This window comes from Streptomyces sp. NPDC030799, assembly GCF_055572255.1.
This window is the reverse complement of sequence record NZ_JBVIDS010000024.1, coordinates 1-1,196: the sequence shown is the minus strand read 5'-3', so window position 1 is coordinate 1,196 and position 1,196 is coordinate 1. Positions and strand designations below refer to the sequence as shown.

Annotated in this window: 1 protein-coding gene; it reads right to left on the bottom strand. The window is 71.0% G+C overall.

Features of this window, described 5'->3' with window-relative positions:
• On the bottom strand, positions 1–1,196 hold a 1,196-nt coding region (locus ACZ41I_RS39890; RefSeq protein WP_468516442.1), incomplete at both ends, for an acetyl-CoA carboxylase biotin carboxylase subunit.

Sequence of the window (1,196 nt, the reverse complement as noted above, 5' to 3'; positions counted from 1 at the left end):
GCGGCCCGCTCCAGGGCCTCCTTGCGGGTACGGCCGGTCACGATCAGCTTGGCGAGCAGGGAGTCCCAGGCCGGACCGATCACGCTGCCCGCCTCGACACCGGCGTCCAGACGGACACCCGGCCCGGAGGGCGCGTCGAAACGGGTGACCGTGCCCGGGGCGGGCAGGAAGTTGCGGCCCGGGTCCTCGCCGTTGATGCGGAACTCGAAGGAGTGTCCGCGCAGCACCGGGTCGTCGTAGCCGAGTTCCTCGCCGTCGGCGATGCGGAACATCTCGCGCACCAGGTCGATGCCGGCGACCTCCTCGGTCACCGGGTGCTCCACCTGCAGGCGGGTGTTGACCTCCAGGAACGAGATCGTGCCGTCCTGGCCGACCAGGAACTCACAGGTGCCCGCACCCTGGTAGCCGGCCTCCTTCAGGATGGCCTTGGAGGCGCGGTACAGCTCGGCGACCTGCTCCTTGGACAGGAACGGCGCCGGGGCCTCCTCGACCAGCTTCTGGTGACGGCGCTGCAAGGAGCAGTCACGGGTGGAGACGACGACCACGTTGCCGTGCTTGTCGGCCAGGCACTGGGTCTCCACGTGCCGGGGCCGGTCCAGGTAGCGCTCGACGAAGCACTCCCCACGGCCGAACGCGGCCACCGCCTCGCGCACCGCCGACTCATACAGCTCCGGGACCTCCTCCAGGGTCCGGGCGACCTTCAGACCCCGGCCACCGCCACCGAACGCGGCCTTGATCGCGATGGGCAGGCCGTGCTCCTGGGCGAACGCCACGACCTCCTCCGCCCCCGAGACCGGATCGGGCGTACCGGCGACCAAAGGCGCGCCGGCACGCTGCGCGATGTGCCGGGCGGCGACCTTGTCACCCAGGTCACGGATGGCCTGCGGCGGCGGGCCGATCCAGATCAGACCCGCATCCAGCACCGCCTGCGCGAAGTCGGCGTTCTCCGACAAGAACCCGTAGCCGGGATGGATCGCGTCCGCGCCGGACTCGCGCGCCGCGTTCAGGATCTTGTCGATGACCAGATAGCTGGTGGCCGGAGTGTCACCGCCCAGAGCGAACGCCTCATCCGCGGCGCGGACATGCAGAGCGTCCCGGTCCGGGTCGGCGTAGACGGCCACGCTCGCGATCCCGGCGTCCCGGCAGGCCCGGGCCACGCGGACAGCGATTTCGCCACGGTTGGCGATGAGCACCTT